Source organism: Pseudobutyrivibrio xylanivorans (genome assembly GCF_008935055.1).
Taxonomy (GTDB): Bacteria; Bacillota; Clostridia; order Lachnospirales; family Lachnospiraceae; genus Pseudobutyrivibrio; species Pseudobutyrivibrio xylanivorans_A.
In genome coordinates this window covers 836206-863026 of sequence record NZ_CP043028.1, presented here as the reverse complement: position 1 = coordinate 863026, position 26821 = coordinate 836206, and the positions used below count along the sequence as shown (strand labels likewise).

The following is a 26821-nucleotide window of genomic DNA, read 5'->3' as shown; positions in this document are numbered from 1 at the left end:
ATGTTAGAGAAAAAAGGTTTTAAGATTGCAATAGGAATTATAGCTGGGCTAGTAATAGGATTGATTACTGTAATTGCAGCCATTTATATATTAATATTAGTATTTTTCTTTGGAGGCCCTCCTAAGGTTACAAAGGGTATAGAAAAATACGAGCAGACAATGAAGGAAAATATGACTCGTGAATATGGAAAAGCCAGGACTGAGTTTTTGACTTTCCCAAAGAAGGTGCCAGAAAGTGCATTTGAGCAGGACGAGAAGCCAGAATTTTATAATTCATATCAGGATACCTGGGATGACCCCACCTATGAGGTGTATCTCAAGTGTCAGTACAGCGATGATGATTACCAAAACGAAATCGATAGACTTTCCCAATCGTCACAGACGTATACACAATATGACGATAGAGCAAAAAAATTGATTTATGACAATTCGGATAGATTTGCTCATCCAGTCTATATAGCAATTGACCATAATGATTTTTCTTATGAGTATGCCATGGATTTAGGAGATAATAGCATCGCTTATATTTATGTAGCATTCAAAACCTCTGAGAAAAGCTTAAAAAAGATTCCTAAGGAATACCTTCCTACAGATTATGAGGAAAGTCTGACATTAGAGAATGGTGGATATAGTAATTATCTTGATGAAAGATCTACTGCCTATAATATATATCAGCCACCAATGTATAAGGGGCATAGCATAAGCTACGGACTAAAATCTTACAACAAGGTGGAATTGGAAAATGCCTTTGCTGGAATATCAGGATTACTTGTATTCCCAAAGGATATTAGCAGTGTGAAGGATGGATATTTCAAATATAGTAGAGATGATGATAGCGGATATGTAACTTTGGAAGCAGAGTATTCAGAAGTTGATTATAAAGAAGAAGAGGCTCGACTTAAGGATGAAGAAATAAGTTACACGACCTTTGATGCTGACACTTATGAATATCCAGCATATGTTTTATTTGATGGCGAAGAAGTCACTAATTATGAAGATCCATCAGGAAGCACAAATAAAGTATTTGAATATGCCCTTATGGATTCGCAAAACAATAGGATTAGCTATGTGTTGTTAATAAATCCAACTGCAAGGGATTTGAAAGAGAATGATAAATATCTCGCTGCAGATAGGTCTATATATCAATAAGGGAAGAAAAGCCTGTGCTTCAGTCTTTAACAAGGGCTGGGGGCACAGGTCTTTTTGCATAGAAAATAATTAAAATATTAAAACAGTAATAAACAGTAATAGGAACTTGAAAACAGTAATAAGTAGTAATAAGTTGTAATAAATAGTAATATGTGTGCATACTAGAAGGCAAGAATAAAAGTTGTAATAACCTGTAATAAGTTGTAACATAAAATAAAACATGTAATAAGTTGTAAGATGATTATAAACATGTAATAAGTAGTAATACGAGGAGGTCATCTATGAATAATCCGTTTAGCTTAGATTTTGGAACAGAACCAAATTTATACATTCCTAGAACAGAAGAACAGAACAAGATAATAAATACATTTAATTCGGAAATACCGTCTACACATATGTATTTGTTACTTGGAGCAAGAGGATCAGGAAAAACCGTACTGATGACAGCTGTTTCTCATAGACTTGCAGAAGATAAAAAATGGCTTCATATCGATCTAAATGTAGAGACAGATATGTTAAATTCGCTTGCGGCAAATTTATATAAGAAAACACAGGGAAAATTTCCAAAGGTTAAATTCGATGTCTCGATAAAAGGAGTATCTATAGCACTTGATAAAGATGAAAAATATTCAGATATACAGCTTGATATAGATTCAATGCTAAAAACATTGGCAAAGCATGATATCAAAGTATTAATAACAATAGATGAAGTGATTAATTCAAAGAATGTAAGAGAGTTTACAACTTATTATCAGCATTGCTTACGAGAAAAATTACCTGTGTTTGTATTAATGACAGGCTTATATAAGAATGTTAGAGCCTTGCAGAATAATCGCTCACAAACATTTTTAAAGAGAGCACCTAAGGTATCACTTAGTGCGTTAAATATGAGGCGAATGGCAAAGCAATATGAAGAGATTTTTGGAATAGGTGAGGCAGAATCGTTTGAGATGGCGAAGTTAACTGACGGATATTCATATGGATTTCAGATACTGGGCTATTATTTATTTGAATCAAAAAAGAAAACAGTTGATGATAAGATACTTTTTGAGTATAAGACCAGCCTTGAAGAAAGCTCTTATGAGAAGATATGGGAAGAATTATCCCCTGCAGAACAAAAAGTATCAGGAGCAATTTCAGGTTTTGAGGATAATGTATCTGTTAAGACAGTAAGAGAGAGCATCCAGATGGATTCAAATAATTTTTCATCATATCAAAGTACGTTGGAAAACTCCGGGATTCTTAAGTCAGATGGGGCCTATGGAAGATTATGTTTTGCTCTTCCATTTTTTAAGGAGTTTGTTCAGCATCAGACAATATAAATTAAAATGACAGTGAGGCCTGTGACGCCGCCTTCTTTTTAGGGCTGGTGCCATAGGTCTTTTTGTATGCACGCAGGAAAGTGGAATAGGTACCAAAGCCAGATTGTTCTGCGGCATCAGCGATTGGCTTGCCAGCGTCGATTAATGACTGAGCTAGGGCTAGGCGCTTGATAGTGATGTAGTTGCCGATGGTGTAGCCAGTCTCATCCTTGAAGGTATGCATGAGATAGTAGCGGGAAAGGTAGAACTGTCCTGCTATAGCATCAACTGATAAATCTGATGTTAGGTTTTCATTAATATAATTAATGATGGAATTGATTTTGCTGCCAGAATAGCTTGTAGATAGATATTCCACCTCATTACTTATGGCAGCGCGATTTAGCTCTACCATAAATTCAAGGAAGAGTACCTGCATGAAAAGTTCGTTTGCATAATCATCTTTTCCAAGATTTGAAGTAAGCTTGCCTACTGTGGCAGCTACACGAGAATTCTTAAAGGAATGGAGTCGCAAAACATGTGAACCATTCTCTATTGCATTTCTAAAGCAATAGGATAAATCATTATCAGTTTGGCTATATTCAGCCAAAAACTCCTTAGATATATATATGATAATTCGCTCGTAAGTGGAATTATCATGGAAAATTGGGCGATGAACTTCGCCGGCATTTACAAAGACAATATCGTTTGCCTGTAAATCAAAATTCTGTCCTTCTATAGAATAGGACGTATTCCCAGATAGGTGGATTAAAACCTTGTGGAAATCGTGATAATGAAAATCAATTTCACCAAGGTTTGAATCTGATAAATGGAAAATTTTGAAGTTGGAATATAGGTAACCTTTTTTGCTGTATTCGGTCATGACGTCATCCTTTCTTCACAATTCCATAGTATTATTCCACCTTGAGTATAAAACTCAATAGCACTATTTGCAACATTTTAAACACTAACTGATATTATCGCTTTAGAAAGTGCGGTATATACTTAAATTAAGATAAAAGAACTGTCGATTAGATTCGAAAGGACAAATATGAAATTTACAAAAATGCACGGCTGCGGTAACGATTACGTATATGTAAATCTCTTTGAAGAGAAGGTTGAAAACCCAGCAGAAGTTTCTACTAAAGTTAGTGACAGACATTTCGGAATAGGCTCAGATGGCCTTATCACAATAGGACCAAGTGATGTAGCAGATTTCAGAATGAGAATATATAACGCAGATGGCTCAGAGGCTGAGATGTGCGGAAACGGCATCCGCTGCGTAGCAAAATATGTTTACGATCATAAGCTTACAGACAAGACTGAGATTTCAGTTGAGTCAGGAGCAGGCATCAAATATCTCACATTATATGTAGAAAATGGTAATGTGCAGCAGGTTCGCGTAGATATGGGTGAGCCAATTCTTGAGCCTTCGCAGATTCCAGTAGTTGCAGATGGAGATAAGGTAATCGATGCTCCAATCGAGGTTGGTGGAAAGACTTGGAATATGACTTGCGTTTCCATGGGAAACCCACACGCAGTTATATTCGTAGATGATACAGAGCATTTTGAGCTTGAAAAGTATGGCCCACAGTTTGAGAATCACGAGAGATTCCCAAAGCGCACAAACACTGAGTTTGTTCAGGTGCTTTCAAGAACAGAGGCAAATATGCGAGTTTGGGAGCGAGGCTCTGCCGAGACTTGGGCTTGCGGAACAGGAACTTGCGCCACTGTTATGGCATGTATCTTAAATGGAAAGACAGATGATAAGGTATTAGTTCACTTAAGAGGTGGCGACCTTACAATCGAATACGACCGCGCGACAAATCACGTATTCATGACAGGACCAGCAACTGAAGTCTTTAATGGAGAAATCGAGGTTTAATATGAAATTAGTTGAGTTATTAGATAAATTAAATTACGAACTTTATGCAGGTGAGCTTGATCGTGAAATCAGCACACTTACATATGATTCAAGAAAAGTAGAAAAGGATAGCGTATTCGTTTGTATCTCAGGTACAGTTAGAGATGCTCATGATTTCATCCCTGATGTAATCGAAAAGGGTGCAAGCGTAATCATCATCGAGAAGGATGTAGAGCCAGTTGATGGTATCACATATATTAAAGTTAAGAACAGCCGTGAGGCGCTTGCATATACATCAGCAGCATACTTTGGTCATCCAGCTGAAAAGCTTAAGACTATCGGTATCACTGGTACAAAGGGAAAGACTACTACCACATATATGGTAAAGTCTATTCTCGATAGTGCAGGAATCAAGACAGGTCTTATCGGAACAATCGAGTCTATCGTAGGTGACGAGCGTATTCCTGCAGTTAACACTACTCCAGAGTCTTACCGTGTACAGGAGCTTTTTGCTCAGATGGTAGAGGCTGGGCTTGATGCAGTAGTTATGGAGGTTAGCTCACAGGCACTTATGCTTCACAGAGTTTCAGGTTTCACTTTTGACATTGGTGTATTTACAAACCTTGAGCCAGACCACATCGGTGACAATGAGCACAAGGATTTCGAGGACTATATGTACTGCAAGAGCTTACTTTTCCAGCAGTGTAAGACAGGTATCTTCAACGGAGACAGCGAGCACATCGAAGGCATCCTTAAGGGACACACTTGTGAGGTTATCAAATACGGCTACGGCAAGGACAACGACCTTATTGCTGAAAATGTAGAGCTTCTTAATGAAAACGGTGCTCTTGGAGTTCGTTACCACATAACTGGCAAGGAAGATATGACAGTAGAGGTAAATGTACCAGGTGCATTTTCTGTTTATAATTCACTTACTGCTGTTGCTATCTGCAAGCAGTTTAATGTAGCTGAGGACAAGATTAAGTCAGCACTTATGAATGTGCATGTAAAGGGGCGTATCGAGCTTGTTCCAGTTTCAAGCAAGTTTACAGTTATGATTGACTATGCACATAATGCCATGGCACTTGAGAGCCTTCTTACAACACTCAGGGCTTACGAGCCAGGCAGACTTGTGTGTATGTTTGGATGTGGTGGAAACCGCGCAAAGAGCCGCCGTTACGAAATGGGTGAGGTTAGCTCAAAGCTTGCAGATCTTACAGTTGTCACATCTGACAACCCACGTAACGAGGAGCCTATGGATATTATTAACGACATCTTAATCGGTGTTAAGAAGGCTGATGGTGAGTACGTAACAGTGCCAGACCGTAAGGAAGCCATTAGATATTGTCTTACAAATGCAAAGGACGGTGACATCATCGTTCTTGCAGGTAAGGGCCACGAGGATTATCAGGAAATTAAGGGTGTTAAGCACCATATGGACGAGCGAGAGCTCATTGCAGAGATTATTAAGGAGGACGGCAATGACATTATTTAGAGGTGCAGGAGTAGCATTAATCACTCCATTCAATGAAGATGAAACCGTAAATTATGACATGCTTGGAACTCTAATTGACAGACAGATTGAAGGCGGAACAGATGCTATTATTGTGTGCGGTACTACAGGTGAGCCAGCAACAATGAGCGAGGAAGAGAAGCTTTCTGTTATTGAATTTACAGTTAAGAGAGTAAATCACCGAATCCCTGTTATTGCAGGCTCTGGCGGTAATTCTACTCGTCTTGTAATTGATTTTTCAAAGAAGATTCAGGCTCTTGGAGTAGATGGACTTCTTATTGTTACACCATTTTATAACAAGGCAACACAGGATGGTTTGTACCAGCACTATTCTACAATTGCAAAGGAAATCGACCTTCCAATCATTATGTACAACGTGCCTAGTCGTACTGGCTGCAATATTTTGCCAGAGACTGCTATGAAGCTTGGACTTGAGAATAAAAATATTGTTGGTATTAAGGAAGCTTGTGGCGATATTTCTCAGATTACAAAGCTTGCAAGCCTTTGCCGCGGATGCCTTGATATATATTCAGGAAATGACGACCAGATAGTCCCAATTCTTTCACTTGGCGGAATAGGAGTTATTTCCGTGCTTTCAAATGTTGCCCCAAAAGGGACACACGACATGGTTATGTCATACCTTGAGGGAAATGAAAACAAAGCTCGCAAACTTCAGCTTGATTATCTCGAGCTTGTAGATGCGCTTTTCTGCGAGGTAAATCCAATCCCTGTTAAATCCACTATGAATATGTTAGGATTTAATGTAGGAAGTCTAAGACTCCCACTTACAGAGATGGAGGATAAGCATAAAGTGGCTATGAGTCAGCTGTTAAGCCGCATGCCACAGGAAATGCTTGCTTAGTGTGAAAAGTAATAAAGAAGATTTTTTAAATCCTAAAAACGGTCCAGTTACATTTGTGCTTGTGGCAATTAATATAATTGTCTTTATTGTGCTGGAATTTATTGGAGATACGGAGAATGGTGCCTTTATGTTAAATAATGGTGCTATGAATCCGTATCTTGTTTTATATAATCATGAGTGGTACCGCCTTGTTACAGCTACCTTTATGCATTTTGGAATCGAGCATTTGGCAAATAATATGCTACTTTTATTTTTGCTGGGGCAGATTTTTGAGAGGGCGGTAGGTACCACTAGATATGTTGGAATCTACCTTGGCTCAGGCCTGGCAGGTTCTTTTTTGTCGTTCTTTTATATGTGCCTGATGGGAAAGAATGATATTGTGGCAGGGGCCTCAGGGGCTATATTTGGTATAGTTGGAGGTATGATTATTGTTGTTATATGCCATAAGGGAAAATACGAGGGGATTAATACGAAGCGAATGCTCTTTATGGCAGCACTGACTCTTTATTTTGGCTTTGCAACAGCGGGAACTGATAATGTGGGGCATCTTGGTGGACTTTTGACTGGAATAATTCTCACCTTTTTCTCATATGGAATACCAACTATCATAAGGGCGATTAAGGCCCCAAAGGAAAATGGTTCCGTTGATTTTGGGGAGGAAAATCCCTATACTTAAGGTAAGAGACGTAAAAGTCGGGGGGCTATTATGAAAGTAAACATTTACTACGGCGGTAGGGGTCTGCTTGAGGACCCAACACTTTATGTTATCGGCAGAATGGAGCAGGTGCTCACAGAGCTTCAGGTGGAGGTTCACACCTACAAGATTTATGAGCAGAAGAATGCTATTTCCATGATGCCTCAGACCTTGAAGGATGCCGATGGAATCATCCTTGCGACCACTGTGGAATGGCTTGGTATTGGCGGATATATGAATCAGTTTTTGGATGCCTGCTGGCTCTATGCTGATAAGACAGCACTGGCTACTACCTACATGCAGCCGGTGGTTATGTCTACCACCTATGGCGAGCGTGAGGCAATGGTTACGTTGGAAAATGCATGGGAAATTCTTGGTGGACTTCCATGTTCTGGATTCTGCGGATATGTGGAAGATGTGAAGGAATTTCGCGAGAACACTGAGTATGCTCATATAATCGAAAAGAAGGTTGAGACCTTATATCGCACGATTTCGCAGCATACAAAGGGCTTACCAACCAGCAATCAGGCTGTTACCAGAAGCATATTGCGTACCCAGCAGCTGGAGCTTTCTCCACAGGAAACTGAGCAGCTTTCTAAGTTCGTTTCAGATGATGAATATGTTCAGACTCAGAAGGCAGATATAGCGGATTTGACCAGCATGTTCAGAGATATGATGGGCAAAAAACAGGAGACCAGCTCAAATGAATATATAAATGATTTTGAGATTCATTTTAAGGGAAATCCTGAGTTCGCAGCAAAGTACCTGTTTATGATTGATGGTAAGGAGCAGCCGCTTTTCCTTGGTGTATCTGGGGATAGAATGGATTGCCATTACGGCAAAGAAGAAAATATAGATGTGTACATGAAACTCACAGGTAGTATTATGGACAATATTGTGGCTGGCCGCGAGACTTTCCAAAGAGCATTTTCTGTGGGAGACATGACAGCGAAGGGCAATTTCAGAACCCTTAGAACCTTAGATGAAATTTTTACTTTTAACTAAATTACGGAGGATATTGTGATGAAGGACAACAATTGTATTTTCTGCAAGCTTGCAAATGGGGATATTCCTACAAATTCTATTTATGAGGACAATGATTTTAAGGTTATTCTCGATGCATCACCAGCTTCAAAGGGACATGCACTTATTTTGCCAAAGGAGCACTATGCAAACCTCTTTGAAATTGATGATGAGGTTGCTGCAAAAGCTCTTCCTCTTGCAAAGAAGATAGCAAATAAGGCAATGAAGGAGCTTGGTTGTGACGGCGTTAACATCATACAAAATAATGGTGAAGCTGCAGGACAGACAGTTCACCATTTTCATGTACATGTTATTCCAAGATGGGCTGGTGATGGAGCAATCAATGACTGGAATCACCAGAGCTTTACTGATGCGGAAACAGCAGAAGTAGTTAAGAAATTAAGCATGTAGACTATGAAAGCCTGTTACGCTCTCAAGCATTAGTGTTACTCCGCTCAACGTAGAATGTTTCGCTTGAGTAACACTAAGAGCTTGATAGCTACAGGCTTATTTTATGTTTTCTATTAAATTCATTATTACTGAATTAGCATCAAGTAACTTTGATTCTTCCATTTTTCTAATGATGGAAGCTCTATTTTCATATACTTTATTTACGCTATTCAGAAGTAATTCTGACGTAAGTTCCTCTTCCTGAAGTACAGTAGAAAATCCTTGTTTCTCATAGCTTTCTGCATTAAGAATCTGATCTCCTCGGCTTGCAGCAGCAGAAAGGGGAATGAGAATATTTGGGATTTTAAGGGCTAAAATCTCACTTATAGAATTAGCACCAGAGCGGCTAATCATAATATCTGTCATAGCAAAGATATCATTGAGCTGTTCACTGATAAATTCATATTGTTGATAACCCTGCTTACCAATAACTGAATTGTTGATATTACCTTTACCAACAAGATGGACGATTTGGAACGTCTCAAGCAACTTGTCAAGGGAATCCCAAACTGCATTATTAATGAAGCGCGAGCCTATGCTGCCGCCCATAATAAGCATAACAGGCTTGTCAGCATTGAAGCCACAGAAGGCTAAACCAGATTCCTTATTGCCGCTGAAAAGCTCTTGACGAATAGGTGAGCCAGTGTGGACAGCCTTTCCCTCTGGGAGATATGCCAGTGTTTCAGGAAAGTTGCAGCAAACCTTTGTGGCAAAAGGAATGGCAAGCTTATTGGCAAGTCCAGGGGTCATATCAGACTCGTGAATGATAGCAGGAATATGCTGACGACCTGCAGCCATAACAACAGGTACGGAAACGAATCCGCCCTTAGAAAAAACAACATCAGGCTGTATATGTTTAAGAAGCTGATTAGCTTCAGAAAAGCCCTTGATTACGCGGAATGGATCTGTGAAATTTTTCCAATCATGGTAACGACGAAGTTTGCCAGATGAAATGCCGTAATAAGTAATACCTGCATCCTCCACAAGCTTTTTCTCGATGCCAGTGTAGGAGCCAATATAAGAAATCTCATAACCTGCTTCCTTAAGTAAAGGAACCAAAGCAAGATTAGGTGTAACGTGGCCAGCTGTGCCGCCACCTGTCATAACTATTTTTTTCATAAAAATATACCTTCTTTGATAAAGTTAAAAATATAAAAAATCGCTTAAACACTATAATATTCAGTGCTTTGACAAAAGTCAAATGTACCAAATTTGACATTTAATGGTAAGAATGTTATATTGGACAACGTAACAACTTCGTAATAATTTTGAATTATTAGGAAAATAGTGGAGGATTATGATTAAATTTAGTAACAATCTAACTGCACAGTACAAACATTACAGAAAGTATGTCAACAAGCGTACAAAGCAGTCAGTAGCGCTTGCAGTTGCGACATTTCTTTTGGTTACAGGAGCTTATATGGATGATGCCCCTGTTAATGAAGTGTTCTCAACTAACGTAGAAATTCAGCCAGCTAGCACAGCGGGTGTTTTTTCTGCTGTCTCAGCAATTGAGCTTAGCGTAGGTTCAAATTTAGGATATGCATCAGCTGATGTTACAGTTGTAGCTGCTACCTCAGATCAGGTTGAGCCTGATACAGATGACGCTTACGATGAGTGGTCTGATAAGGTGGTTGCTAATGTTAATGATTATATTTATGTTCGAACAGAGGCAGATGTTGCTTCGGAAGCAGTTGCAAAGCTTCGCAAGGGTGACATTGCTACTCTCGTAGATGTTTTTGATGGTTGGTATGAGATTGAGTCAGGAAATGCTCATGGATTTGTATCAGCTGACTATTGTGTTACAGGAATTGAGGCATATGATCTTGCAGTTGATGTATGCTGCACATATGCAACTATAGATGTTAATGGTCTTCGCATCAGAGGCGAGGCATCTGAGGATGCAAAGATTATCAAGGTTGTTTCTAAGGGAAGCAAGCTTGAGGTTAATACTGATGCAGAAGAAGTTGAAGGTTGGGTAGCTGTTAAGTCTGGTGATTCTACAGGCTATGTTAAGGCTGAGTATGTTGAAGTTGATTTAGCTACTGGAGAAGCTATCACTCTCGAAGAGGAAGCTGAGGCTAAGAGAGCTGCTGAAGAGGAAGCTGCTAGAAAGGCTGCAGAGCAGGCAGCTATGGCTGAGCAGGCTAAGGCCGCAGCAGCGGAAGCAGCTGCAGCTAAGCAGGCTGTAATTACATCTGCAGATGATCTTACTCTTCTTGCAGCTATTATTCAGATTGAAGCTGGAAGCGAGATGTACGAGGGTCAGGTTGCAGTTGGTGCAGTTGTTATGAACCGTGTGCTTTCAGGTTCATACGCTGGCAATATTCACGATGTTATTTTTGCAAGAGGGCAGTTCTCTACATCACGTATGTCTTCAGTAGTTGCTAGGGGACCAAAGGCTTCATGTATCCAGGCAGCACAGGAGGCTATGGCTGGTGCTGACCCTACAGGTGGAAGATTACACTTTAGACGTGCTGGTTCAAAGGAAGGTCTTATTATCGGAAACCATGTTTTCTACTAAAATTATGAAAATATTGATTTTTAAAGCTCTTAGGGTTTACCTAAGGGCTTTTTTGGTTTATAATGCATAATAAATCATAGTTAATGAATATTTATGCATAATGCAAGGAGGTACGTTATGGACTTAAAAGGAAAGAACTTTTTAAAAATGTTGGATTTCACTCCTGAAGAGATTAATGGTTTGATTGATTTATCTTTGAAGCTAAAAGCAGAGAAGAAGCAGGGAAAGTCTCAGAAGGACTACATGGCAGGAAAGAATATAGCATTAATTTTCGAAAAAACGTCCACACGTACTCGCTGTTCATTTGAGGTGGCAGCTTATGATATGGGTGCAAATGTTACATATCTTGATCCATCTGGTTCACAGATTGGAAAGAAGGAATCAATTGCTGACACCGCTCGTGTATTAGGTCGTATGTATGATGGTATAGAATATCGTGGATTTGAACAGACTATCGTAGAAGATTTGGCTAAATATGCAGGCGTACCTGTATGGAATGGACTTACAAATGAGTCACATCCAACACAGATGATTGCAGACATGATGACAATTAAGGAACATTTTGGAAAACTTGCAGGAATAAAGTTTGTATATATGGGCGATGCCCGTTATAATATGGGTAACTCACTTATGGTGACCTGTGCAAAGCTTGGTATGGATTTCGTGGCTTGCACAAGCAAGAAATATTTTCCAGAGGCTTCTCTTGTGGAGAAGTGCAAAGAGATAGCAAAGCAGACCGGTGCTACTATCACTCTCACAGAGGATGTAGAATTTGGCTGTAAGGATGCAGATGTTATCTACACAGATGTGTGGGTTTCAATGGGCGAGCCAGATGAGGTTTGGGCAGAGAGAATAAAAGAGCTTAGTCCTTATCAGGTGAATGCAAAGGCTTTTTCTTATGCAAAGGAGGATGCTAAATTTATGCATTGTCTACCAGCATTTCATGATTTGAATACTACAATTGGAAAGCAGATTCATGAGAAGTTTGGTATAGATTGCATGGAAGTCACCGATGAAATTTTTGAAAGCGAGCGTTCGATTGTCTTTGATGAGGCAGAGAACAGAATGCACTCTATCAAAGCAGTTATGTACGCAACATTAGGAAATGCTTAAGGATTATTGTTTTGAATATTACGAATCGGTAGATTCAACAAATGACAGGATTAAGGCACGAGCCCACGCGGATGAAGTCCAGGGGCTCGTGATTTCTGCTGGGCAGCAAACAGCAGGCAAAGGTCGTATAGGTCGTAAGTGGGAATCTCCAAGTCATGATTCTATTGCCACGTCGTTGTTGCTTAGACCAGAGGAGATTTCTTTAGATGCCATTCCGACAATCACCGTTGTGGCTGCTATGGCGGTACGTGATGCGCTTTATTGTTTGTATGGATTGGATGGACAGATAAAGTGGCCGAATGATATTGTATTAGATGGAAAAAAAATCTGTGGCATCCTTACAGAAATGGAACTAAAAGATGGCAAGGTTTGGTATGTGGTTGTTGGCATTGGAGTGAATGTTCATAATAAGAATTTTCCAAAAGAGATAGCCTTTAAAGCGACTTCAGTAGATTTAGAGCTTGCAAAATCAGAAGGTGGACAGGGCCACAGGAACGAGCTAACAAACGAGATATGGAATAGTTTTAAAAAGTATTATAATATTTTCATTGAGACACAGGATATGACTGGTTTGAAGGAAGAATACGAAAAGCATCTTGCTAATCGTGGCAATCGTGTTAGAATAGAGGCTCAGGAAGCTTCCTATGAAGCAACTGCAATTGGAATCAATAATCGCGGTGAGTTGATAGTGGAAGTTGATGGTGAAGAAAGGATAATCCGTACTGGAGAGGTTTCAGTACGTGGTATTTATGGATACATATAATGGAAGAAAAGATATTATGTGGAGCTAGTTGCTACACCAAGAAATTTTATTTAAATCCAGAGTTCGAGGGACTTCCTCCAATGATTAAGGATGAACTGAAAATATTGTGCGTTATGTACACTGAGTCAGTCAGCGGAACCATTCAGATGGTTTATGAGGAAGACGGTTCTCTTAGAATTGATGTAGATCATAATGAAAATGATTTTATGTATGATGAAATCGGTTCGGCACTTGAGGTCAAGAGAATGCAAAGAGAGCGCACGGAGTTGTTTGAAGCGCTTGAAACATATTATAAAGTAGTATTTCTAGGAGAGGGAATGTAATGTTACTTACAATTGACGTTGGCAATACAAATATCACAATGGGTGTTTTTGACGGAGAGGACTTGCTTGGAAATTTCCGTATCACCACAAAAATCAATCGTACATCAGACGAGTTTGGAATTACAATCAGAGAGATTCTTCGCTCAAATGATTTAGACTATTCTAAGATTAATGATGTCATTATTGCATCGGTTGTTCCTAATGTGATGCACTCTCTTACAAGCTCGATTATCAAGTATTTTGATATTCAGCCTATCATCGTGGAGGCTGGCATTAAGACAGGCATTCGCATTGCGACAGAGAATCCAAAGCAGATTGGTGCAGACCGTATCGTTGATGCAGCAGGAGCTTACGAGCTTTATGGTGGACCAGTGCTTGTTCTTGATTTTGGTACAGCAACTACTTATGATTTGGTTGATGGCAGTGGTGCATTTGTATCAGGTGTTACTGCTCCTGGCATTCGCATCAGCGCAAAGGCTCTTTGGGAGGATGCTGCAAAGCTTCCAGAGATTGAAATTAAGAAGCCTGAAAAGATTCTTGCAAAAGAGACAATTTCTTCTATGCAGGCAGGTCTTGTTTTTGGACAGATTGGTCAGACAGAATATATTGTTAAGCATATGATTGAGGAAAGTGGCTATGAGAATGTTAAGGTTGTAGCTACAGGTGGTCTTGGCAATCTGATTGCAAGCGAGACACAGTGTATCGATATTTACAATCCAAACCTCACTCTTTACGGAATGAAGTTTATTTATGACAAGCAGAAAAGATAATTAGAAATTCAAATTTATGATAGAGAAATTACAAATCGGAAACGTAACTTTAGACAATAATTTGATTTTGGCACCAATGGCAGGCGTAACAGACCTGCCATTTCGTTTGCTATGCAAGGAGCAGGGCGCTGCGCTTTGCTGCATGGAAATGGTTAGTGCCAAGGGCATTTTATACAACAACAAAAATACAGAGAGCCTTCTTACTGTAGATGAGAGGGAACGTCCAGTCAGCCTTCAGCTTTTTGGCTCTGACCCAGAGATAATGGGGGCAATGGCTGCTAAGATTAAACATCGCAATTTTGACATTTTGGATATCAATATGGGCTGCCCAGTGCCAAAGGTTGTAAACAATGGTGATGGTTCAGCGCTGATGAAAAATCCAGTTCTTGCGGGTAAGATTATTGAGAGCATGGTAAAGTCTATTGAAAAGCCAGTTACTGTAAAGATTCGTAAGGGTTTTGACGATGAACATGTTAACGCAGTAGAGATGGCTCATGTCGCTCAAGAATCAGGTGCAGCTGCAGTGGCGGTTCATGGGCGAACTCGTGAGCAATATTATTCAGGCAAGGCAGACTGGAGCATCATAGCTGATGTAAAGCAGGCAGTTACTATTCCTGTTATTGGAAACGGAGATATCCTTGATGCAAAGGATGTAATCGCCATGAAGGAGCAGACTGGTTGTGACGGTTTCATGATAGGAAGAGGTGCACAGGGGAATCCATGGATTTTCCATCAGATTCTTCATTATTTTGAGACAGGAGAATTGATTGGAAAGCCTCCAATGGAAGAGATGGTGAAAACAATGCTTCGCCACGCAAAGCTTCAGATTGAATTCAAGGGAGATTATCTTGGAATTCGAGAAATGCGTAAGCATGCAGCATGGTATACGGCAGGCTACAAGGGGGCTAGCAAGCTTCGTGGAGCGATAAATAATGTAGAGTCATACGATGACTTAGAAAAACTTTTTGAAGAATTTATGAACCAATACGGGAATTCTTGACATCAATATGTGGGTGGCTTATAATTCACTAAGCTAATGCGATATATAAGGATTTTCAGCGGAAAATCCATTCAAAAATACATCCGAACGAAAGGAAAATTTTTATGGAAGCAAAGAAGAATTTACTTACAGCCGAAGGACTTAAGATATTAGAGGACGAGCTTGAGGATCTCAAGGTCAATAAACGTAAAGAAGTATCTCAGAAGATTAAGGAAGCCAGAGAGCAGGGTGACCTTTCAGAGAATGCAGAGTACGATGCAGCAAAGGATGAGCAGCGTGATATCGAAGCACGTATCGAGGAAATCGAGAAGATCCTTAAAAATGCTGAGGTCGTTACAGACGAACACGACACAAAGAACATTAACATCGGTTGGACAGTTACACTTCTTGATGTAGAGTTCGACGAGGAAGTTGAGTATAAAATCGTTGGTTCTACAGAGGCTAACAGCCTTAAGGGCAAGATTTCAAACGAGTCACCAGTAGGTAAGGCTATTCTTGGACACAAGAAGGGCGATACAGTTACAGTTGAGACTGAGGCTGGTGCATTCGAGTACAAGATTCTTGCAGCAAAGAAGAGTAAATAATTAGCGCAGTTTATGGCGTCACAACCCGATGGGTGTGACGTCATTTTTTATTTCTTGCAAAGAGTAGCCAACAAATCACAATTAATACAGCTCTTTTTTGAGAGTATAGTGAAAACGATGAGAAAAAGAGCTGTAGTGATTGTGAGTGTAGTTGGCGGACTGTTTAGGAGGGACAAAATGCTAGCAAAATTTAAAAAGACATTCATCGGTGACAAGGCTTTTTACAGAAGATATATTTTTCTTGCAACCCCTATGATTATCCAAAATTTTATTACAAACTTTGTAAGCTTTTTGGATAATATCATGGTAGGTCAGCTTGGTCAGGAAGCAATTTCTGCCGTTGCAACAGTTAACCAGCTCCACTTCGTATTTGCGTTGGCAGTATTTGGTGCTGCTTCAGCAGGAAGTATATATGGGGCTCAGTATTTCGGAAAAGGCGACCATAAGGGTCATATGTATACATTCCGTTTTAAGCTCTATGCGACGCTTCTAGCAACCTTCGTTGGTATTTTGATTTTTAAGGTGTTTGGCAGCCAGTTGATTTCACTCTTCTTAACCGAAAGTGAGGGAGCATCACCAGAACTTGCTTTGGAATATGGTCTCCAGTATTTAGGAATTATCCTTGTGGGACTTATCCCATTTGCAGTTAATCAGGCATATGCAACTAATATTAAAGAAACAGGCCAGACGGTCGTTCCTATGGTAGCTGGTATGGTCGCTGTGGCAACCAACGCAATTTTAGATTACTGCTTAATCTTTGGATTTGGACCATTCCCAGAAATGGGTGTTAGAGGTGCAGCCCTTGCTACTGTTATAGCAAGATATATAGAGTGTGCAATTGTAATTATCTGGGCTCACTCACACAGAGAGTTGAATAGATATCTGGAGGGTGCCTATACAGGCTTTGGGTTGCCAGCAAACATATTCAGACAGATTCTTATTAAGGGTGCGCCACTTATGCTAAACGAGGTACTTTGGGCAGCGGGTATGAGTATGGTTACCCAGAGTTACTCTGTTAGAGGAATGAATGTGTTGACAGCGCTTAGTATGTCAAACACAATTGCAAACCTTTTCAATATAGTATTTATTCAGCTTGGTGCATGTATAAGTATTGTAGTTGGTCAGTATCTGGGAGCTGGAGAGCTTGAGGAAGCAAAGGATGCTGATAACAAGATGATTGCCTTCAGCGTATTTTGCTGCACAATTATGGCGATTATAATGTTTGCTTTCGGTGGCTTGTTCCCTCGTATCTACAATGTTGCTCCAGAGATCCGTTCCCTCGCAACAAGATTTATCGCAGTTGCTGCTATATGGATGCCTTCCTGCAGCTTTAGTCACTGCTCATATTTCACACTTCGTTCAGGCGGAAAGACACTTGTTACTTTCCTTTTCGACTCAGTGTTTACATGGGTAATTGTGGCACCTTGTGCATTTATTCTTGCTCACTATACAGGGCTTGGAATCGTATGGGTTTACTTCTTCGTACAGGGCACAGAGCTTATCAAAAATATCATGGGCTACTTCATGGTTAAGAGTGATGTTTGGCTGGTGCAGATGGTTTAGCAGTGATGCTAATAATCGAGCTGGCGAAGATTATTAGTATCAGGAGGCCGCAGGCCGACGATAAGCGCCCTTGACACCTAGAGATTTCTCGGTCTATAATTGAATGACTTTTTATGTAATTACTAATCTAATTAAATATATATGAAATAACAAAGGAGAAAATATGGCACAGCAGAACAATGGTGGCAGCCAGGATGTAAATCAGTTACTTCAGGTTCGCCGTGAAAAGCTTGCTGCACTTCAGGAGGCAGGCAGAGATCCATTTGAGATTACAAAGTTTGATCAGACTCATCACACAGATGAGGTTAGAGATTTATATGAAGAGCACGAGGCAAAGCTTCTTGCAGGTCGTCAGCCAGTTAATACAGATGGCATGGACGAAGAGGCTGCAAAGCAGGCAGTTAACGACGATTACAACGAGCGTCGTGCTATTATGGATGCTCAGCCAATCCACGTTAGCATCGCAGGACGTATGATGTTCAAGCGTGTTATGGGTAAGGCTAGCTTCTGCAACATCCGTGACCGCAAGGGTGATGTTCAGGTTTATGTTGCAAGAGATGCAATCGGAGAAGAGCCATACGCTGATTTCAAGAAGTCTGATATCGGTGATATCTTTGGTATCAAGGGATACGCATTCAGAACTAAGACAGGTGAGATTTCAATTCACGCTGAGGAGATTACACTTCTTTCAAAGTCTCTTCAGATTCTTCCAGAGAAATTCCACGGTCTTACAGATACAGATATGAGATATCGCCAGAGATACGTTGACCTTGTTATGAACAAGGATTCTCGTGAGGTATTCGTTAAGCGTTCACTTATGATGAAGGAGATTCGTAATTTCCTTGCTGAGCGTGATTTCATGGAGGTTGAGACACCTATCCTTGTTTCTAATGCAGGTGGTGCAGCAGCTCGTCCATTCGAGACACACTACAACTCACTTAATGAGGATGTTAAGCTTCGTATTTCTCTTGAGCTTTACCTTAAGAGACTTATCGTTGGTGGTTTCGAGCGTGTATACGAAATCGGTCGTGTATTCCGTAACGAGGGTGTTGATACTCGTCACAATCCTGAGTTCACACTTATGGAGCTTTACCAGGCATACACAGATTACGAAGGCATGATGGAGCTTACTGAGACTATGTTCCGTCGTCTTGCTGAAAAGGTTGTTGGTTCTACAAAGATTTCTTACAACGGAATCGAAATCGACCTTGGTAAGCCTTTCGAAAGAATGACAATGACAGACGCTGTAAAGAAGTTTGCAGGCGTTGATTTTGATACTATTGCTGACGATGAGGCAGCAAAGGCTATCGCTCGTGAAAAGGGCGTTGAGTTTGAGGACCGTCACAAGAAGGGTGATATCCTTAACCTCTTCTTCGAGGAGTTCTGCGAGGAGAATCTTATCCAGCCTACATTTATTACAGATCATCCAATCGAGATTTCTCCACTTACAAAGAAGAAGCCTACAGACCCTACAAAGGTAGAGCGTTTCGAGCTCTTCATTAATACATGGGAGATGTGTAATGCATACTCTGAGCTTAATGATCCAATCGATCAGCGTGAGCGTTTTGCAGCACAGGATGCTAACGCAGAAGCAGGCGATGATGAGGCTGAGCACACAGATGAGGACTTCCTCAATGCACTTGAAATCGGTATGCCACCTACAGGCGGTATCGGCTATGGTCTTGATCGTCTTTGCATGTTACTTACAGATAGCCAGGCTATCCGTGATGTACTCCTCTTCCCGACTATGAAGAGTCTTGATGAACCAAAGAAGGAAAATAAGGCTTCTAACGGTGTTACAGGTCAGTCTTACGACCAATTTACGACTGTTTCTGAGAATATTGATTTCTCAAACGTTAAAATCGAGCCTTTATTTGAAGAGACAGTAGACTTTGAGACATTCTCAAAGAGTGATTTTAGAGCTGTAAAGGTTAAGGAATGTGTGGCAGTACCAAAGAGTAAGAAACTTCTTCAGTTTACTCTTGATGATGGTACAGGTACAGACAGAACAATTCTTTCTGGTATTCATTCATTCTATGAGCCAGAGGAACTTGTTGGAAAGACACTTATCGCTATCACAAACCTTCCACCAAGAGCAATGATGGGAATTGAATCTTGCGGTATGTTACTTTCAGCAGTAAACAACCTTAAAGATTCAGATGAGGAAGAATTGCACCTTATTATGGTTGATAATCATATCCCAGCTGGTGCAAAATTATATTAATCAAAAAGAGAACACGTTAAAACGAGAGTCCATCGATAATGATGGGCTCTTTTACATTCATAGCCATAGGGAACTATAGGTATAAAGTATATTGTTAAGTCGGAGGATTGTATTCTGAAATGATTGAGAATTTATGATATAATGCAACCAAAGGAAGGTAAAGCAATGATTCTCTATCATGGAAGTAATGTTGAAGTAAGAGCCCCAAAACTATTAAAGATTCAGCGAGAGTTGGATTTTGGAAAAGGTTTCTATACCACAAGTAGCTTAGAGCAGGCATCAAAATGGGCAGAAAGAACTGCTAAACGTTTAAAAACTAAACAAGGAATAGTTTCTGTGTATGAACTTGATGATCAGAGCTTGTCTACATTGAAAATATTGAAGTTTGATAAACCTGATGCTGAATGGCTGAATTTTGTAGCAGCACATAGAAAAGGTGAAATGATTAGTGAAGACTGGGATTTAATAATTGGACCGGTAGCTGATGACCAGACCATGCCAGTTATTGACCTCTATATGGATGGTTCTTATGATGAAGAAGAGGCAATTAAACGATTATTACCACAAAAGTTAAAAGATCAATATACATTTAAAACAGAAGCAGCATTGCAATTGTTAACATGTAAGGAGATAAAGACATTATGACAAAAATAGTTCCTACATCACTTGATTACTATAATAAAAAAGTTATACAGAGGATTATGGATAAGTATGGTCTTGAAGAGATGGAAGCAACGAGAGAATTTCTGATGTCTGAAACACATAGAATGTTAGAAGATGAGGAACTTGCAATGTGGGAGTTCTCAGAGAGAGCTATATTTGATATGTGGGAGTCAGAGAAAATTACAGGTGATCCAAGGAACTCGGTATATCTAAGGAGTGAATGAGTATGACAAAAGAAATGCAATTCTTTTTATATCTTATAGAGCGCTACGCAAATGCAAATAATAAAGTCACTGGGGACGTGCTTAAAGAATGGGATGACCATAACATAACTAATGAAATATTTGATAATTACGAAATGTACCATCAAGAACGTATTGAAAATGCCTTTGCAGATATTAATTCGTTACTTATGGTTGGTAAGCATGCGTGGTAGTATTGATATAAAATTGTTAGTGTTTATTAATGTATGTAAAAGAAAAGCCAAGGTCTTAAAATGGACTTTGGCTATTTTTGTCTATGAATTTTAATTTTAATAATTTCTATTATTTCTTTTTTATCTTCTTCAGATATCTTCTGAAAGTAAAATAAAAGTTCCTTTTCCAAACTGCTGAGATTATGTAGCTTGTTAGCTTGTTAGCATTAACAGGTGAGTTAACATATTCAAGATAGTCATTTAGTTCTAGAGAAGTTTCAGATGGAGGAGGTGCATCAAAATAGGTACTCCTATCGATATTCATTATCAAGTGCATTAGGTCATCTATGGAAATGTCATATAACCCAGCCAGTTTATACAGCATTTCTGAACTTGGTGTTCTCTTTCCTGTTTCATAGTGGCTGTAAGTCTGTCTTACAATACCCAAAGATGCAGCTACAAAATCCTGTGTGTATGAATGTGCCTTGCGAAGTTCTTTTAATTTTTTAGGTAAAATAGACTCTCCAACCATCATTATTCCTACTCCTTTAGGTACATTTTAGTTAAAAAGCTACAGTATGATGCAACACTACGTAGTAAATATAACAATATTATGTTATAATAGAATAGCGTTATTCTATATTGAACTCTACAGACTGTTGCTTCTACAGAAGGAGTGTATATGAAATACTTTAAATATGATTCATCTACATCACTGGAGGACATTGATAATCAATACAGAGCTTTATTAAAAAAATATAATTACAAAGACTCGAATAATGAAAAGATACTTGCAGAAATCGATAATGAATATAGTGCGGTAGTTGCACAGGCAAAGTATGACAGTGGTTATAGAACACTAGGACAATCAATAGTAGAGTCATTTCAAGATGGTGCAAGAAAAAAGCAGGATAAAAGAGATGTCATAGAGCAAATCAGAAAATCTAAATATACAAAGAGCGATTTAGAATTGATATTGAAGGATTTTCAAAATTATATTAGAGAAGAAGTTAAATATACGTTAAAAGGTTCGTCATATATATTCTTAAAATATTTGATAGAATATGGGGATGATGTCCGAGTATATAATTTTCTAGTCATTCGGCCTAAAAAATATGGTTATTATAATTTTCTTACAGACGACGCAGACGTCATAAAACAAAAGATTGAATTAAGTGATCAACGGGAACAAACAATAGAACATTTACGTTTGAGATTATCAAGCTGTGTGTTATATCTTTCAAAGAATGATAAAGATAAGGCTAATGAACGTTTATCAACAATTGAAGGAAAACTTACTGATTTTTATATTAAACAGTTTCTAAAAAGTGAAAAGGAGTACGTTGATACAATAGATGAACACAAAGCACTCAAAAAGGCTCGAAATAAAGTTAGAGAAGTGAAATCCTTTTATAAGTTAGTAAAAACTGTGTATATATTACTTTGGGTGATTGCTGTTGTAGTTATATTGATGTCACAGCTTAGAGGCATTGATTTAGATGCATTGCTAGCATTGGGACTCATATTTGGATATGTAGAGTTATCTGCATTCATAATATATAAATTTTTACTTAGAGCTATGCCTGTTGAGGCTGATAGACGATCTGTAAAAAATCATAGATGGTATACAGACGAAGAAATAAAAAATGGAATAAGAGGTCAGAAAGGTATACTTGCATTTATACGAGTACTTATAAAACAAGTATAATCACCTTTATAGATGGTGTTAATATAATTTACCAGTAGTGCATAGGAAAAAATGGTTTGTGAGAATAATGAAGCCTACTAGAAAGGGTAGTTTTGTTTAAGGAGGGTTTCGCCTATGAGAAGCTTCTTCAGTTCACACTTGATGATGGAACAGGCACAGATAGAACAATCCTTTCAGGAATTCACGAGTTCTACGAGCCAGAGGAATTAGTCGGTAAGACACTTGTAGCAATTACAAACCTTCCACCACGTGCTATGATGGGTATCGAGTCATGCGGTATGTTACTTTCAGCAGTTAACAACTTCAAGGATTCAGACGGTGAAGAACTTCACCTTCTTATGATTGATAACCACATCCCAGCTGGTGCTAAGTTATACTAATGTGTATTTAGTTCTTCCTGGATAGAATTATGCAGGTGAAGCAATAAGATAATTTTTGCCTTGTAGTGGTAACAAATACCACTACAAGGCTTTTTTTATACTCTAAAATAGGATATAGTGGACGATGTGCGTTTTTTACAGAAAGAAATGTATATGAGAAATAATACACTTTCGACATAAAAAATACGCATTTATTTGATATAACAAGTTTATAGGAGGTGCTATGATGAATAGAGATATACTTAGTGTTCGCGTTCTCAGAGTGCTAGTGTGCGTTTTGTTTATTGCGCTTGTGGCATCAATTGTGCTTGGAAAACCTAAGTTTAATCCAAATTCAATGGACGATGCAAAAGGTGAATTTACACCAGGAACTTACACCGCAACAGCAAATGGTTTCGGTGGAGATGTGGAAGTAACTGTGACCATTGGCGACAATGGTGGTATTTCCAGTGTTGATATTGTAGGAGAGGGCGAGACTCCTGATGTAGGAGGAGCGGCTATTCCACAGTTGCGTGACAAGGTTCTTGAGGCTCAGTCGGCTGATATCGACGGAGTTTCAGGGGCTACAATTACAAGTACTGCTGTAAAGACAGCAGTATCTAAAGCTTTGTCTCAGGCTGGTGGTTCTGCATCAGCAGCTGGTCCTTCATTTACTCCAGGTACATATACTGGTACAGCAAAGGGCTTCGGCGGTGATGTTGAAGTTACAGTTACAGTAAGTGAAAGCACTATCGATGATATTCAGGTAGTTGGTGATCACGAGACAGAAAATATTGGTACTTTTGCAGTATCAATGATGCCAGATCGTATACTTGAGGCTCAGACAACTGACGTTGATGCAGTTGCTGGTGCTACAGTTACAAGTAAGGCAATCTTACTTGCATTACAGGATGCTCTTACACAGGCAGGATGTGATTTAAGTACACTTCCATCAAAGCCTGCTAAGGAAAATGTGGCAAAGACTGACAAGACCCTTGATTGCGATATTGTTATCGTAGGTGCAGGTGGCGCAGGTATGACTGCAGCTATCAATGCGACAGAGCAGGGCAAGAAGGTTATCCTTCTTGAAATGATGCCATACGCTGGTGGTAACACAACAAAGGCTACTGGTGGTATGAATGCAGCTGAGACACATTATCAGGCTGAGCAGGGTATTGAGGATAGTGTTGAGACTTTCATAGAGGATACAATGGAAGGCGGTCATCAGATGAACAACCGCGACCTTGTAACTGTTATGGCTGAGAAATCAGCATCTGCTATTGATTGGCTCGATTCAATCGGAGCTCCACTTCCAAAGGTTGGATTCTCTGGTGGTGCTACAAATGCTCGTATTCATGCTCCAGAGGATGGTTCGGGTGTAGGTGCTTATCTTGTTACAAGATTCTTGAACAAGGTAGATGAGCTTGGCATCGATGTTATGTATGATACAAAGGCTACAGAGCTTATCAGTGACAATGGAACAATCGTTGGTGTTAAGGCTGAAAGCGATGAGTTCAATTATACAATCAATGCAAAGGCAGTAATCCTTGCAACTGGTGGTTTTGGAAACAATCAGGATATGATTGTTAAGTATCGTTCAGATTTGAAGGGTACAGTTTCTACAAGTGCTCCAGGTGCTATGGGTGATGGTATTGTAATGGCAGAGGCTGTTGGCGCAGATCTTGTAGATATTGACCAGATTCAGCTTCACCCTACAGTAGAGCAGGGAACTTCAATGCTTATTACAGAGAGCGTTCGTGGAGATGGTGCTATCCTTGTAAATCAGGAAGGTAAGCGTTTCACAAACGAGCTTCTCACAAGAGATGTTGTATCTGCAGCAGAGCTTGAGCAGACTGGTGGCTATGCATACATTATCTTCGACCAGAGATTAAGAGATGGTCTTAAGGCTATCGAGAAGTATGTTTCAACAGGTATTACAATGCAGGCTGATACAATTGAAGGACTCGCTGAGCAGATTGAGGTAGATCCTAAGGTATTAGCTGAGACATTAGACACATGGAATAAGGCTGTTGCAGCTCAGAACGATGCAGAGTTTGGTCGTGACACAGGTATGGAAAATGACTTAAGTGTTGCTCCTTACTATGCAATTAAGATTGCTCCTGGTATCCACCACACAATGGGTGGTGTCAAGATTGATACTAAGTGTCAGGTAATTGATACAGATGGAAAGGCAATCCCAGGATTATATGCAGCAGGTGAGGTTACAGGTGGTGTTCACGGTGGTAACAGAATCGGTGGTAATGCCGTAGCTGATATTGTTGTATTCGGACAGGTGGCTAGTGATAGTGCAGTAGAGTATTGCGGTAAGTAATTTCAATAAAATGTTTTTTTAGAGAGCTATTTAGCTAATGCTAAATGGCTCTTTTATTTATACGGCAAAACTTGTTTAAGTAATGTTACTTAGAGAAGTTAGCAAACTTATTAAAGTAATATTACTTAAACAAGTTATTGAACTTGTTTAAGTAATGTGATATAAACAAGTTTAAGAGGTGGAAAATATGGAGTATGAATTTTCAAATGATTTGAAATCAATAAGGGAAATATTAGGTATATCACAAAGTGAATTAGCAGAGAATTTGGGGGTTCAGCAGGTAACTTTATCCAGAAATGAGTTAGGTAAAACAGAAGCCTCAGATAAATTACTTGAGAAAGTATATAGTTTTGCATTTGATAACAACATAAAACTTGGAAGATTGAAGGAAATGCTATGGTTAGAAAATATAATGCCAAGTCATAAATTACTATTCCATGGTGCCAAAAGTGCAATTGAAGGCGAAATAACTGTAAATAGAAGTCGAACAAATAATGATTTTGGTCAAGGATTTTATACGGGAGAAAGCTATGAACAGGCCATTTCGTTTGTTTCGGGTTTTGAACATTCTTCTGTTTATTACCTTGATTTCGATGAAAGAAATCTCAAAGCTAAAAGATATAAAGTCGATCAAGAATGGATGCTTACAATAGCGTATTATAGGGGAACGCTTGAGGAATATAAAGAGCATCCAGTTGTTCTAGATTTATTGGCAGCAGCTGAAGATTGTGATTATATAATTGCGCCTATAGCTGATAACAGAATGTTTCAAATTATAAATTCATTTATAGAGGGAGAAATAACTGATGAGCAATGTAAACATTGTTTGGCAGCTACAAATCTAGGAAATCAAATTGTTTTTAAGACGGAGAAAGCAATCAAAAATTTGAAGATTCTTGAGAGAGCATACATATCTTCAAGTGAAAAAGACTATTATAAGACAATAAGAGCAGAGGAAACAAAACTTGGAGATGATAAAGTAAAGCTTGCTAGACGACAGTACAGAGGTCAAGGTAAATATATTGATGATATTCTTGGGTGAGATAGAGAAATGACAAGTATAAGCGAAATTAAAAAAATAGATAAAGATGGACTTCTTCTTTGTAATTTGCAGGCGAAAGCATTTGAGCTATCTATTATGGAACAGGAAACAAGTTCAGAAATATTTATTCGTAGATTTATGAATAGTAATATAGTGAAAAGACTAGATGGCCTTGATGTATTACAAAGTAACTTACAAGCTAAAGATTTACTTAATATTCTAGATGAGGAATATGGTAAGTCAAATTATGGGTCTGTCAAATATTCTCCAAATGAAATGTATTGGATTGGCTATATTTATCGCTATTTCTCTTATACTTATGAGAAGTCATCAGTTCAAGCATATAAAATAGTAAAACCAAAAGAATTAAGATCAATGTTTCTTCCTTATCACACAATGGATCCAGCACAAGCAATAGATAGAATTCTAGAGGCAAAAGGGCTCACAAGTGATAGCAAGGATGAAGAACTGGAACAATATGAGATATTTAAAAGAGTAAGGGAGAAAGCTAATAAAAGAATGTAATAAAGAAGGCTCTATAGTAGTTAGAAAATCCTGATATAGGGCTTTATTTATACTCTAGTT

At 39.0% G+C, this 26821-nt stretch carries 27 protein-coding genes and 1 pseudogene; 25 read left to right on the top strand and 3 right to left on the bottom strand.

Annotation, left to right across the window (positions count from 1 at the left end; all coding sequences use genetic code 11):
* Both FXF36_RS03820 and FXF36_RS03815 read left to right on the top strand, forming a co-directional pair.
* Entirely contained in the window at nt 1–1149 is a 1149-nt protein-coding gene (locus tag FXF36_RS03820) for a hypothetical protein (RefSeq protein ID WP_151622552.1), read from the top strand.
* 281 nt (nt 1150–1430) lie between these two features.
* Nucleotides 1431–2471 carry a DUF8462 domain-containing protein gene (locus tag FXF36_RS03815; protein ID WP_151622551.1) on the top strand — a complete coding sequence of 347 codons (1041 nt, stop codon included), beginning with the start codon at nt 1431–1433 and terminating at the stop codon, nt 2469–2471.
* A 1-nt stretch (nt 2472) separates the two neighbouring features.
* Here the strand turns inward: FXF36_RS03815 and FXF36_RS03810 are convergent, their stop codons facing one another.
* Nucleotides 2473–3330 carry an AraC family transcriptional regulator gene (locus FXF36_RS03810; RefSeq protein WP_151622550.1) on the bottom strand — a complete coding sequence of 286 codons (858 nt, stop codon included), beginning with the start codon at nt 3328–3330 and terminating at the stop codon, nt 2473–2475.
* A 168-nt stretch (nt 3331–3498) separates the two neighbouring features.
* Here FXF36_RS03810 and dapF point away from each other — a divergent pair, with 168 nt between their 5' ends.
* Genes dapF through FXF36_RS03780 form a run of 6 tightly spaced genes read left to right on the top strand, consistent with a single transcriptional unit; the run spans nt 3499 to nt 8814 of the window.
* A complete protein-coding gene (dapF, locus tag FXF36_RS03805; RefSeq protein WP_151622549.1) occupies nt 3499–4332 on the top strand; it encodes a diaminopimelate epimerase in 834 nt (277 codons plus the stop codon).
* Nucleotide 4333: 1 nt separating this feature from the next.
* Nucleotides 4334–5806 (top strand): UDP-N-acetylmuramoyl-L-alanyl-D-glutamate--2,6-diaminopimelate ligase, encoded by a 1473-nt coding sequence (locus tag FXF36_RS03800; protein ID WP_151622548.1) that lies wholly within the window; start codon nt 4334–4336, stop codon nt 5804–5806.
* A complete protein-coding gene (gene dapA / locus FXF36_RS03795; protein WP_151622547.1) occupies nt 5793–6686 on the top strand; it encodes a 4-hydroxy-tetrahydrodipicolinate synthase in 894 nt (297 codons plus the stop codon). Before FXF36_RS03800 ends, dapA begins: the two co-directional genes overlap by 14 nt.
* 1 nt (nt 6687) lies before the next feature.
* The gene (locus FXF36_RS03790; RefSeq protein WP_243143572.1) at nt 6688–7362 is read left to right on the top strand and encodes a rhomboid family intramembrane serine protease; all 675 of its coding nucleotides are present in this window, start codon (nt 6688–6690) and stop codon (nt 7360–7362) included.
* Between the two features lie 30 nt (nt 7363–7392).
* On the top strand, nt 7393–8385 hold the full coding sequence (locus tag FXF36_RS03785) for an SCP-2 sterol transfer family protein (protein WP_151622546.1): 993 nt from the start codon (nt 7393–7395) through the stop codon (nt 8383–8385).
* 18 nt (nt 8386–8403) lie between these two features.
* A complete protein-coding gene (locus FXF36_RS03780; protein WP_151622545.1) occupies nt 8404–8814 on the top strand; it encodes an HIT family protein in 411 nt (136 codons plus the stop codon).
* 96 nt (nt 8815–8910) lie between these two features.
* On the opposite strand, the gene murG is transcribed toward FXF36_RS03780, so the two are convergent.
* Complete coding sequence (gene murG, locus FXF36_RS03775) at nt 8911–9972, bottom strand: undecaprenyldiphospho-muramoylpentapeptide beta-N-acetylglucosaminyltransferase (protein WP_151622544.1); 1062 nt, start codon at nt 9970–9972, stop codon at nt 8911–8913.
* Nucleotides 9973–10150: 178 nt separating this feature from the next.
* Here murG and FXF36_RS03770 point away from each other — a divergent pair, with 178 nt between their 5' ends.
* From FXF36_RS03770 to FXF36_RS03715, 12 genes are all read left to right on the top strand, one after another.
* Complete coding sequence (locus FXF36_RS03770) at nt 10151–11377, top strand: cell wall hydrolase (protein WP_151622543.1); 1227 nt, start codon at nt 10151–10153, stop codon at nt 11375–11377.
* Nucleotides 11378–11494: 117 nt separating this feature from the next.
* On the top strand, nt 11495–12490 hold the full coding sequence (argF, locus tag FXF36_RS03765) for an ornithine carbamoyltransferase (protein WP_151622542.1): 996 nt from the start codon (nt 11495–11497) through the stop codon (nt 12488–12490).
* Complete coding sequence (locus FXF36_RS03760; RefSeq protein WP_151622541.1) at nt 12483–13253, top strand: biotin--[acetyl-CoA-carboxylase] ligase; 771 nt, start codon at nt 12483–12485, stop codon at nt 13251–13253. Before argF ends, FXF36_RS03760 begins: the two co-directional genes overlap by 8 nt.
* Nucleotides 13253–13576, top strand: coding sequence for a DUF6145 family protein (locus FXF36_RS03755; RefSeq protein ID WP_330583213.1), 324 nt, complete (start codon nt 13253–13255; stop codon nt 13574–13576). Before FXF36_RS03760 ends, FXF36_RS03755 begins: the two co-directional genes overlap by 1 nt.
* Nucleotides 13576–14346 (top strand): type III pantothenate kinase, encoded by a 771-nt coding sequence (locus tag FXF36_RS03750; RefSeq protein WP_151622539.1) that lies wholly within the window; start codon nt 13576–13578, stop codon nt 14344–14346. The genes FXF36_RS03755 and FXF36_RS03750 overlap by 1 nt, the downstream gene beginning before the upstream one ends.
* Nucleotides 14347–14362: 16 nt before the next feature.
* Nucleotides 14363–15346 (top strand): tRNA dihydrouridine synthase DusB, encoded by a 984-nt coding sequence (gene dusB, locus FXF36_RS03745; RefSeq protein ID WP_151622538.1) that lies wholly within the window; start codon nt 14363–14365, stop codon nt 15344–15346.
* Between the two features lie 104 nt (nt 15347–15450).
* On the top strand, nt 15451–15930 hold the full coding sequence (gene greA, locus FXF36_RS03740; protein WP_151622537.1) for a transcription elongation factor GreA: 480 nt from the start codon (nt 15451–15453) through the stop codon (nt 15928–15930).
* Nucleotides 15931–16107: 177 nt separating this feature from the next.
* The gene (locus FXF36_RS03735; RefSeq protein WP_151622536.1) at nt 16108–17493 is read left to right on the top strand and encodes an MATE family efflux transporter; all 1386 of its coding nucleotides are present in this window, start codon (nt 16108–16110) and stop codon (nt 17491–17493) included.
* A 163-nt stretch (nt 17494–17656) separates the two neighbouring features.
* Nucleotides 17657–19717 (top strand): lysine--tRNA ligase, encoded by a 2061-nt coding sequence (gene lysS / locus FXF36_RS03730; protein ID WP_151622535.1) that lies wholly within the window; start codon nt 17657–17659, stop codon nt 19715–19717.
* Between the two features lie 141 nt (nt 19718–19858).
* Nucleotides 19859–20362, top strand: coding sequence for a DUF3990 domain-containing protein (locus FXF36_RS03725; protein ID WP_243143571.1), 504 nt, complete (start codon nt 19859–19861; stop codon nt 20360–20362).
* Entirely contained in the window at nt 20359–20604 is a 246-nt protein-coding gene (locus FXF36_RS03720) for a hypothetical protein (RefSeq protein WP_151622534.1), read from the top strand. The genes FXF36_RS03725 and FXF36_RS03720 overlap by 4 nt, the downstream gene beginning before the upstream one ends.
* A gap of 2 nt (nt 20605–20606) precedes the next feature.
* Complete coding sequence (locus FXF36_RS03715) at nt 20607–20816, top strand: DUF3791 domain-containing protein (protein ID WP_151622533.1); 210 nt, start codon at nt 20607–20609, stop codon at nt 20814–20816.
* A 109-nt stretch (nt 20817–20925) separates the two neighbouring features.
* Here FXF36_RS03715 and FXF36_RS03710 read toward each other — a convergent pair whose 3' ends face one another.
* Nucleotides 20926–21330: a helix-turn-helix domain-containing protein gene (locus FXF36_RS03710; RefSeq protein WP_243143570.1), complete on the bottom strand. Its 405-nt coding sequence runs from the start codon at nt 21328–21330 to the stop codon at nt 20926–20928.
* A gap of 147 nt (nt 21331–21477) precedes the next feature.
* Here FXF36_RS03710 and FXF36_RS03705 point away from each other — a divergent pair, with 147 nt between their 5' ends.
* From FXF36_RS03705 to FXF36_RS03685, 5 genes and pseudogenes are all read left to right on the top strand, one after another.
* On the top strand, nt 21478–22503 hold the full coding sequence (locus FXF36_RS03705; protein ID WP_151622532.1) for a hypothetical protein: 1026 nt from the start codon (nt 21478–21480) through the stop codon (nt 22501–22503).
* A 116-nt stretch (nt 22504–22619) separates the two neighbouring features.
* Nucleotides 22620–22883 (top strand): annotated as a pseudogene (locus FXF36_RS03700) (lysine--tRNA ligase); the annotation flags it as partial.
* Nucleotides 22884–23106: 223 nt separating this feature from the next.
* Nucleotides 23107–25194, top strand: coding sequence for a flavocytochrome c (locus FXF36_RS03695; RefSeq protein WP_167511280.1), 2088 nt, complete (start codon nt 23107–23109; stop codon nt 25192–25194).
* Between the two features lie 187 nt (nt 25195–25381).
* The gene (locus tag FXF36_RS03690; protein WP_151622531.1) at nt 25382–26236 is read left to right on the top strand and encodes a DUF3990 domain-containing protein; all 855 of its coding nucleotides are present in this window, start codon (nt 25382–25384) and stop codon (nt 26234–26236) included.
* A gap of 9 nt (nt 26237–26245) precedes the next feature.
* Nucleotides 26246–26761: an antitoxin gene (locus FXF36_RS03685; RefSeq protein WP_243143569.1), complete on the top strand. Its 516-nt coding sequence runs from the start codon at nt 26246–26248 to the stop codon at nt 26759–26761.
* Nucleotides 26762–26821 lie beyond the last annotated feature (60 nt).